General features: G+C 76.0%; 1 protein-coding gene and 1 pseudogene. Both read right to left on the bottom strand.

Annotated elements, in window-relative coordinates; all coding sequences use genetic code 11:
* Nucleotide 1: 1 nt before the first annotated feature.
* A complete protein-coding gene (locus OG936_RS02975; RefSeq protein WP_406492313.1) occupies nt 2–4,780 on the bottom strand; it encodes an SDR family NAD(P)-dependent oxidoreductase in 4,779 nt (1,592 codons plus the stop codon).
* A gap of 108 nt (nt 4,781–4,888) precedes the next feature.
* A pseudogene (locus OG936_RS02970) lies at nt 4,889–10,357 on the bottom strand (SDR family NAD(P)-dependent oxidoreductase); the annotation flags it as partial.
* Between the last annotated feature and the right edge of the window lie 27 nt (nt 10,358–10,384).

The following is a 10,384-nucleotide window of genomic DNA, read 5'->3' as shown; positions in this document are numbered from 1 at the left end:
CTCATCGGTTCCGCGTCAGGGGGCTCTGGGCGTCGCGGGCCCGGCGTCTTCGCCGGCCCCTCGCGGAGCCGAGGTCCTGTGCTGTGGTCATGGCGGTCGCCGTCGTGGCGCCGTCCAGCGCCGCCGCCAGTTCGGCGACGGTGGGGTGCGCGAAGAGCAGGGCGGGCGGGAAGCTTCGCTCCGTCTGCTGCTCGGTCGCGGTCATCACGGCCAGCCCCACCAGGGAGTTGCCGCCCAGGTCGAAGAACGGGTCGTGGACTCCGACCTGGTCGATGCCCAGGTGACGGCCCCAGATCTCGGCCAGGGCGCGCTCCAGGGCGGTGCGCGGCGCGACGTAGTCGGCGCGCAGCGCGGGGCGCGGGAAGCGGGTCCGGTCCTGCGCGGTGGCCGCGCCGGTCACCTCGTCCAGCGCGGTGACCTCGTCCCAGGCGCGCATCCCCTCGGCCAGCGCGTGGCGGACGGCGAGCACCGGGCCGTGGGCCGTGCCGGCCAGCCGGTCCAGCAGCGCACAGCCGCCCTCGTCGGTGAAGCCGTAGGTCTCGCGGTGCTCGCGCACCCTGGCGGCCAGGGCGCTGCCGGGGCCCTCCGCCTGCCAGTCGTCGTGCTGCCAGGGTCCCCAGGCCACGCTCAGCACCCGGGTGGTGGGCGCGGCGGCCGACAGCGCCGACGCGTAGGCGTCGAGGACGCTGTTGGCGGCGCAGTAGTCGCCCTCGCCGATCCCGCCGAACACGGTGATCGCCGACGAGTACAGCACCAGCAGCTCCGGGCGGTCCGCCTCCGGCACGTCGGGACCCACCAGCTCGGCGAGCGGGCCCATCGCCAGCACCTTGGGCGTGAGGACCGGCCGGGAGCCGCCGGGCGTCAGCCGGAACGTCATGCCCCGCGCGGGCAGACCGGCCGCGTGCAGCACCCCGTGCGGTGCGCCGAGGCGTTCCCGGCACGCGCCCAGCGCGCGCCGCAGTTCGCCCGGCACGCCCACGTCGGCGGTGAGCAGCAGCACCTCGGCGCCGGCCGCCTCCAGCTCGGCGACGTCCCGCAGGCTGTGTGCGGCCCGGCCCTCCGGCTCGGCCGCCGCGGCGGCCCGCAGGTCGGTGCGGCCGACCAGGGCGAGGCGGCGTACCCCGGACCGCACCAGGTGCCGGGCGAGCGACAGACCCAGCCCGCGGGTGCCGCCGGTGATCAGGTAGGTGCCGTCGGCACGGAACGCCGGGGCGGTCGGGGCCGCGGGGGCCGCGGAGTCCGGCGCGGGCAGGTCGACGGCCGCCCAGTCCTGGCGCAGCCGCCGGCCTCGCCGCCAGGCGGCCACGGCGTGGTCGGAGGAGGTCCGGGGGCCGGCGCCCGCCGCCCGGGCCAGCTCGGCGAGCAGGACGGCGGCGGACGCGTCGGCCGGGGCCTCCGGGTCGAGGTCGACGCCCTGCCAGCCCAGGCCCGGGTACTCGGCGCGGGCCACCCGGGCCAGGCCGTGGGCGAGGGCCCGCTCGGGGGCCGTGCAGTCGCGGCCGATGACCTCGGCCGCGCCGGCCGTGGCCGTGACCAGGACCGCCCCGTCGATGCCGGCAAGGGGGCCGAGGACCTGCACGGTCAGCAGCAGCGCGTCGAAGCCGTACCGGATCGCGGCGGTCAGTTCGGCGTCGGTGGCGAACGGCGGGGTGCGCACCGGCTCGCACAGGCTCCACAGGTGGGCGACGTGCAGGCGGCCGGGGCCCAGGGCGCGCGCGGCGGCCAGCGCCTCCCGGTGGTGGTCCGGGTCGTCCGGATCGATCACCAGCCGGCGTCCGTCGCGCCGCCGTTCCGTGCCGGGGACGACCTCCAGCACCGGCGTTCCGGCGGCCTCGGCGAGGTCGGCCAGGCGGGTGCCGACGCCGTCCGGGTCCGCGAGGACCAGCAGCGGGCCGTCCAGCGGTCCGGGTGCGGCGAGGAGAGCGGCGGACGCGGTGACGTCCGGCCGCCAGGCCGGGGCGTAGCAGTGGTCCGCGGGCGTGAGGCCCGTGAGGTCCGCGGCGGACCTCACCAGGAGCGGGCCCTCCGGCCAGTAGCGGGTGCGCCGGAACGGGTACGAGGGCAGCGGGACCAAGCGGCCCGCGCCGCGCCCGAGGGCCGTCCGGTCGAGATCGGCTCCGCGCTCCCAGAGGCGGCCGCAGGTCTCCAGCAGATGGGCGCGCTCATCGGGCCGGCCGTCGGTGGACCAGCGGGCGGGCAGGGTGCCGGTGATGAGCGGGCCGTCGGCGGCCTCGGCGTGCTGGCGCAGCAGTCCGCCGAGGGTCTGCCCCGCGCCCAGCTCGACATAGGCGCCGAGGTTCAGCCCGGCGCAGGCCCCCAGGCCGTCGAAGAAGCGGACCGGGCTGGTGAGGTGGTCGGCCCAGTAGCCGGGGTCCATGGCCTGCTCGGCGGTGAGCGGAGCGCCGGTGACGTTGGAGACCACGGTGACCGTGGGAGGTCTGCGCTCCACCGAGGCCACCGCGCGGGCCAGTTCGTCGCGGGCGGGGGCGAGCAGCGAGGAGTGGAAGGCGTGGGCGGAGCGCAGCGGCCGGGCGGGCAGACCCGCCGCGGTGAGGTGGGCGGCGGCGGCCGTCACGTCCTCGGGCGGGCCGCTGAGCACCGTCATGTAGGGGCCGTTGAGCGCCGCGACCTCCACCGCGAGCCCCGCACCGGCGAGTTCCGCCTCGACACGGTCGGCGGCGGCGGCGACGGCGAGCATGCCGCCCGGCGGCGCGGCCTCGATCAGACGGGCGCGCCTGGAGACCACCCACAGGGCATCCTCCAGGGTGAACACTCCTGCCAGGCAGGCCGCGACGTACTCGCCGAGGCTGTAGCCGACCAGCACTTCGGGGCGGACACCCCAGCTGTTCAGCAGCTCGGCGAGGGCGTACTCCACGGTGAACAGCAGCAGATGGGAGGTGACCGCCCGGTGGTCCGGGTCGTCCGCCGCCTGGGCGGCCGGGCCCAGCAGGTCCCCGGCGGGCGCGGGCGGCTCCGGCTCGGCGTGGAAGAGGGCGCGCAGGTCGATGTCGCAGCGCCCGGCGGCGATGTCCGCGCACCGGTCGACGGCGGCGGCGAAGGCGGGCTCGCGGCGGTAGAGGTCTTGGCCCAGACCCCGGTAGTGGTCGCCGACGCCGGGCAGCAGGAACGCGATCCTCGGGGCCTCCTTGGCGGCGCGCACGCCGGGTTCGCGCCCGGCCCGCTCCAGCAGGCGGACGGCCTGTCCGGCGTCCTCGGCGGCCACCGCGCGCCGGTACTCCAGGGTGCCGCGCCCGGCGCGCAGGGTGTGGGCCAGGTCGGCGAGCGGTGCCCGTCCCGCGGCGGGGGCCAGATCGCCGAGCCGGGCGCGCAGGGCGTCGTCGTCGGCGGCGGACACCAGCAGCAGTTCGGCCGCGCCGCAGCCGTCGGCCGCGCCGGATCCGCCCGCGGCCTCGTCGGCGGCGGGGGCGGCGACCACGACGTGCGCGTTGGTGCCGCACCAGCCGAAGGAGCTGACCCCGGCGAGGCGGGGCTGCCCGGCGGCGGCCTGGAGCGGCCGGGCGGTGGTGACGGGCAGCAACCCGTCCTGCGCCAGGGCCGTGGGCGAGGGCTGCTCCATGTTGAGGTTGGGCGGGACCGTCCCGTGCTTCAGGACCAGGATGGTCTTGATCAGTCCGGCCATGCCGGCCGCCGACTGGGTGTGCCCGATGTTGGTCTTGACCGCCCCGACGAGCAGCGGGTCGTCGGCCGTACGCCGGCCGAACACGTCGCCGAGCGCGGAGAGTTCGATGGCGTCGCCGAGCCGGGTCGCGGAGCCGTGCGCCTCGACGTACGACACGTCCTGCGGGCTCGCTCCGGCGGCGGCCAGCGCGCGGCGGATCACGTCCACCTGCGCCGCGCGGTTGGGCGCGGTGAGGCCGTTGCTGCGGCCGTCCTGGTTGACGGCGGTGCCCCGGATCACGGCGTGCACCGGGCGTCCCTGGGCGACCGCGTCGGACAGCCGCATCAGGACGACCACTCCGGCGCCCTCACCGAGGGCGTAGCCGTCGGCACGGGCGTCGAAGGTCCGGCACAGGCCGTCCCGCGACAGCATGCCCGTGGCACAGGCGTTGACGTACATGTCGCGGTGGATCATCAGGAATCCGCCGCCGACCACGGCCGTCGTGCACTCGCCGCGGCGCAGTGCCGCCCCGGCGAGGTGCACGGCGACCAGCGAGGAGGAACACGCGGTGTCCACCGTCATGGTGGGACCGCGCAGGTCGAAGTGGTACGCGATCCGGCCGGCGGCCACGCTCAGCGACGCGCCCTGCCCCCCGTACGGGTCGTGGACCATGGACAGGCCTTCGCGCTCCTGCTGGATCCGCCCGTACTGCAGGGTGTCGGACAGCCCGATCATCACCGCGGTACGGCTGCCCGCCAGGTCGGCGGGCGGCAGCCCGGCGTCCTCCAGGGACTCCCAGGTCAGCTCCATGAGCAGCCGCTGCTGCGGGTCCATCCGCAGGGCCTCGCGCGGGGACGCTCCGAAGAACGAGGCGTCCCACCCGGCGATGTCGTCGAGGTAGCCGCCCCGGGTGGTGTAGACGCCGTCCGTCTCCCGCAGTGCGGCCAGGTCGAACCGCCCGTCCGGCACGTCGTCGACGACGCCGGTGCGGCCGTTCGACAGCAGGTCCCAGTACCTGTCGACGGACGGTGCGCCGGGGAACCGGCACGCCATGCCGACCACGGCGAGCGGTTCGTCGGCGGCGGCCTCACGGCGGCGCGCCTCGGCCAGGTCGGCGGTGGCCTTCTTCAGATATTCCCGGAGTCTGTCCTCGCCTGCCATCTTCCTGCTTCCTGCTTTCTGCCTCGGGTGTCGCCCGCGGCCCGGGGCGGTACCGGAGGGCCTGGGGTACTGGGACCGGGGGCGGCCAAGGGGGCCGCCCCCGCCGGGTCATGACTTGGCGTCGATGAAGGCGAAGAGTTCCTCGTCGGTCGCCTCGTCCAGGACCGCGGACGCCATGCGCGCGGGGCCGGTGTCGATGCCCAGGTGGTGGAGCGCCGCGCACAGGGTGTCGACCATGCGTTCCCGCAGCTCGGGCAGGGCGGAGTCGAACTCGCCCGTGATGCGGCGCAGGGTCCGGTCGAGATCCGCCACCGGGTCCGGCGCCTCGGGGGCCAGCAGGCCCGCCAGGTGGCCGGAGAGCGCGTCGATCGTCGGGTGGTCGAAGACCAGCGTCGGGTCGAGGTCCAGCGCGGCGTCCGCCTTGAGCCGGTTGCGCAGCTCCACCGAGGTCAGGGAGTCCAGGCCCAGGTCGAGGAAGGGGGCCGTACGGTCCAGGGACTCCGGCGAGCCGTGTCCCAGCACCGCCGCCACATGGCCCCGTACGGCGGCGACGACCGCCTCGTGGGCCTCCTGCCCGGTCAGTTCCCGCACCCGGGCGGCCAGCGCTCCGCCGGCCGGGCCCTGCCCGGACCCGCTTCCCGCGGAGGCGGTCCGCCGTACGCCCTTGAACAGGCCGCGCAGCATCCGCGGCACCCTCGCGCCGTCCGCCACGGCGGCCCGCAGCCCGGCGGGATTCCACCGGGAGGCGACCACCAGCGTGTCACCGCCGGGGTCGGTGAGCACGGTGTCCAGCAGCCGCAGGCCCTGCGGCTCGCTGAGCGCCGCGATCCCGGCCCGGGCCAGGCGCGCCTCGTCGGCGGCGGTCAGGTGGGTGCCCATGCCGGACGTCGACCACAGGCCCCAGGCCACCGACACCGCGGGCAGACCCCGCGCCCGGCGGTGCGCGGCCAGGGCGTCGAGGAAGGTGTTGGCCGCGCCGTAGGTGCTCTGCCCCGCGTTGCCGAGCACACCGGCCAAGGAGGAGAAGAGGACGAACGCGCGTACCGAGGGCAGCTGGGCCGTCAGCTCGTGCAGCGCCCACGCCGCGTCGGTCTTGGGCCGCAGCACCCGCTCCAGACGCTCGGTGGTCTGCCGGGTGAGCAGGCCGTCGTCGAGGACTCCGGCGGCGTGCAGGACACCGGTCAGCGGCCGGTCCGCCGGGAGCGAGCCGAGCAGCGCGGCGAGGGCGTCACGGTCGGCCGCGTCACACGCCTCGATCCGGACCGTCGCGCCCAACGCGGTGAGGGAGGACGCGAGTTCGTTCGCCCCCGGGGTGTCCGCGCCGCGCCGGGAGGTGAGCAGCAGATGCCGAACCCCGTGCCGCTCCACCAGATGGCGGGCGGTGATCGCGCCGAGGCCGCTGAGGCCGCCGGTGACCAGGATCGTGCCCTCGCCGAGACCGGCGTCCTCGGCGCCCGGAGCGCTGGTCCGCCGGGATATACGGGGGACCAGCGCCCGGCCGTCACGGATCAGCAGCTGCGACTCGTCCGCGTCCGAGGCGGCGGCCAGCAGCGCCCGCGCCGCGGCGTCGATGCCGCCGGCGGCATCCGTTTCCTGCTCGCCGGTGATCCCGGCGAGCAGGAAACGGTCCGGGTGCTCGGCCTGCGCGGCCCGTACCAGCCCCCAGACGGCCGCGGTGTCCAGCCGGTCCGGGGCGGCGGCCACCACCAGGCGGGAGCCGTCGAACCGATCGTCCGCGGCCCACTCCCGCACGGTCTCCAGCACCCGGGCGGTGATTTCCCGTACGGAGACGGGCAGTTCGGCCTCGGTGAGCGACGCGGCGAGCGCATCGCAGTCGAACAGCACGAAGTCGGGTGCGCCGCCCGCCGAGGCGAGTGCGTCCAGGTCGGCGTGGGCGGGAAGGCCGTCGTCGGCCGGGTCGCCGAGCCGTGCCCAGCGCCGGTCCCCGGCCGCCGGGGCAGCGGGGAGCGGGACCCAGTCGAGGCCGTAGTGGCCCGCGTCGCTCTGGCCGCCGACGGCGGCGGCCAGGGCGGCCGGGTCGACCGCGCGGACCCTCAGGTTCTCGGCGGCGACCACGAGCGCGCCCTGCTCGTCGGCGGCGGTCAGCGACATCTGGTCCCCGTCCGCGCCGATGGCCATCCGTACCCGCAGCCTGGTCGCGCCGGCCGTGGCCAGCCGCAGCCCGCGGAAGGAGAACGGCAGCCGCAGCTGGTCCGAGCCGCTCGCCAGCAGGTACGGGTGGAACGCGGAGTCGAGGAGCACCGGGTGCAGGGCGAACCCGGTCCGCTCGGCCGCCTCCGGCACCTCCACCTCGACCAGCAGTTCGTCGCCGCGCAGCCACGCCGACCGGACACCCCGGAACGACGGGCCGTACTCGTAGCCGAGGGACGCCAGCTTGTCGTAGCCGCCGGTCAGGTCCACCGGGGAGGCGCCCGCGGGGGGCCAGACGGCCGCCCAGGCGCACACGTCGCCGCCCTCGACGTCCTCGGTGGCGCTGCCGGAGGCGTGCCGGGTCCAGGGGGCCTCGCTGTCCGAGCGGGCCAGCACCTGCACCGAGCCGTCCGCGCCGATCACGACCCGCAGGTCCAGCGGGCCGCGCCGCGGCAGCGGCAGCGGTGCCTCGAAGGTCAGCTCCTCGATCCGGCCCCGTCCGGCCCGCGCGGCCGTCTCCGCGACGACGTCCAGCAGCGCGGTGGCCGGGACGATCGGCGTGCCGGCCACCGTGTGGTCGGCCATCCAGGGCAGGTCGTCGGCGGTGAAGCGGCCCGTGGTGACCAGCCCGCCGTCGTCCAGCTCGACCGCCGCCGACAGCATCGGGTGGGACACACCGGTGAGTCCGAACGCCTCGGCGTCCAGCCGGGGTTCGGCACTGTTGAGCCAGTACCGCTGGGTGTGGAAGGCGTAGGTGGGCAACTCCACGGAGCGGCCGCCCGTGGCCTGCGCGGGCCAGTCGACCGGCGCTCCTCCCGCCCACGCCTCGGCGAGAGCGGTGAGCAGGGCCTCCGGCTCCCCGAGGCTGCGGCGGGACACGGCGGTGACCACCGCCCCGGTGTCGGGCAGCGAGGTCCTGATCATCCCCGACAGCACGGGACGCGGTCCGATCTCCAGGTACAGGCCGGTCCCCGCCTCGTCGAGCCGTCCGGCCATGGCAGCGAAGCCGACCGTGCCGCACACCTGGTCCACCCAGTAGCCGGGGTCGGTCCAGTCGCGGTCCGGCCCGAGATCGGTCTCCCGGGCGAGGGTGGGCGAGCGGAAGGTGAGGGTGGCCAACTCGGCGGTGAACTCCGCCAGCACCGGCTCCATCAGCGGCGAGTGGAAGGCGTGGCTCACGGTCAGCCGTGTGGTGCGCCGGCCGCGCTCCGACCAGTGGGCGGCGATCGCCGCGCAGTCCTCCGCGTCACCGGAGACGACCACGTCCCCCGGGCTGTTGACGGCGGCGATCCCGACCCGGCCCTCCAGGCCCACCAGGCTCTCCGCGACCTCCTGCGGGCTCGCGGAGAGCGCGAACATGGCGCCGCCGACGGGCAGTCGCTGCATCAGCCGGGCCCGTGTGGTCACCATGCGGGCCGCGTCGGCCAGGTCCCACACCCCCGCCACATGGGCGGCGGCGATCTCGCCCACCGAGTGCCCGGCGACCCGGTCCGGGGTCACGCCCAGCGAGCCCAGCAGCCGGAAGACGGCGACCTGGTACGCGAAGAGCGCGGGCTGCGTGTAGTACGTGCGGTCCAGCTCGGCGGCCTCCTCGGTGCCCGGCTCGGCCCACATGACCTCGCGCAGCGGCCGTTCCAGGTACGGGTCGACGGCCGCGCACACCTCGTCGAGCGCCGTGGCGAACACCGGGAACGCCCGGTACAGGTCGCGGCCCATCCCGGTCTGCTGGCCGCCCTGCCCGGTGAACAGGAACGCGGTGCGCGTGCTGCCCTGGGGAACCTCCCCGTGCGGGACCGGGCTGCCGTCCTGACGCCGGGCGAACGAGGAGAGCAGCTCCAGCAGTTCGTCCCGGTCGCGGCCGACGACCACCGCGCGGCAGCCGAACGGGCGGCGGGCGGTGAGCGAGTGCGCGACGTCCGCCGCGCTCACCGCGGGACGCTCCGTGAGGTGCCGGTGCAGCCGCTCCGCCTGGCCGCGCAGCGAGACGTCGGTGGCGGCGCTCAGCACCCAGGCGTACGGCGCGGCGGCGGAACCCGGCGCGTCCGCGGCGGACTCCGGCTGCGGTTCCGGTTCCTCCAGGATGACGTGGGCGTTGGTGCCGCTGATGCCGAACGAGGAGACGGCGGCGCGGCGCGGCGCGTTCTCGCGGGCCGGCCAGGGCTGCTCCTCGGTCAGCAGGCTGACCACTCCGGAGGACCAGTCGACCTGGCGGGTGGGCTCGACGACGTTGATCGTGCGGGGCAGCACACCGTGCCGCATCGCCATCATCATCTTGATCATCCCGGCGATGCCGGACGCGGCCTGGGTGTGCCCGAGGTTGCCCTTCACGGAGCCCAGCCGCAGCGGCGGCAGCTCCTCGGGGCGTTCGCGGCCGTAGGCGGAGAGGACCGCGTTGGCCTCGATCGGGTCGCCCAGCGGGGTGCCGGTGCCGTGCGCCTCCACCGCGTCGACGTCGGCGGCGGTGAGCCGGGCGTCGGCCAGGGCCCTCGCGATGACCCGCTCCTGGGCGGGACCGCTCGGCGCGGTCTGACCGTTGCTCGCGCCGTCCTGGTTGACGGCGCTGCCCCGGATGATCCCGTAGATACGGCGGCCGTTGCGGCGCGCGTCGGAGAGCCGCTCCAGCAGGACGACACCCGACCCCTCGCCCCACGCGGTGCCGTCGGCGTCCGAGGAGAAGGGCTTGCAGCGGCCCGACGGCGACAGGCCCCGCTGACGGGAGAACTCCACGAAGGCGTCCGGCGTCGCCAGCACGGTGACACCGCCGGCCAGGGCCAGCGAGCATTCCCCGGACCGCAGTGACCGCACCGCCTGGTGCACCGCCACCAGCGAGGAGGAGCAGGCGGTGTCGACGGTGACCGACGGCCCCTCCAGGCCGAAGATGTAGGAGACCCGGCCGGAGAGCATGCTCGGGGTGCTCGACACCATCAGGGTGCCGTCGACCTCGGGCGGGGTGACCCCGGCGAACCGGGCCGAGTAGTACTCGTACATCATCCCGGCCCAGACGCCGGTGTCGCTGCCCCGCAGCGTCGACGGGTCGATGCCGGCCCGCTCGAACGCCTCCCACGCGCTGGCCAGGAAGAGGCGGTGCTGGGGGTCGATGCCGAGTGCCTGACGGGGGCCGATGCGGAAGAACGCGGCGTCGAACTCCCCGGCGTCGTGCACGAATCCACCGCGCGTGGTGTACGTGGTGCCGGGCTTGGACGGGTCCGGGTCGTAGACCTTCGCCGCGTCCCAGCCCCGGTTGTCCGGGAACTCGCTGGTGGCGTCCGTACCGTCGGCCACCACCCGCCACAGGTCGTCGGGGCTCTCCACGCCGCCTGGGTAGCGGCAGCCGAGGCCGACCACCGCGATCGGCTCGTGGGCGCGTTCGTCGGCCTTGCCGATCTGCTGCCGGGCGTCCGCCAGGTCCGCGGTGACCCGTCTCAGATAGGCGCGGAGCCGCTCCTCGTTTGC

It is taken from the genome of Streptomyces sp. NBC_00846, assembly GCF_045207325.1.
In the GTDB taxonomy this organism is placed as follows: Bacteria; Actinomycetota; Actinomycetes; order Streptomycetales; family Streptomycetaceae; genus Streptomyces.
The sequence above is the reverse complement of the archived record's forward strand: the minus strand, read 5'-3'. Positions and strand labels throughout refer to the sequence as shown.

Coding starts and splice junctions, on each gene's coding strand:
- OG936_RS02975 (WP_406492313.1), bottom strand. CDS start 4,780: ATGGCAGGCGAGGACAGACTCCGGGAATATCTGAAGAAGGCCACCGCC.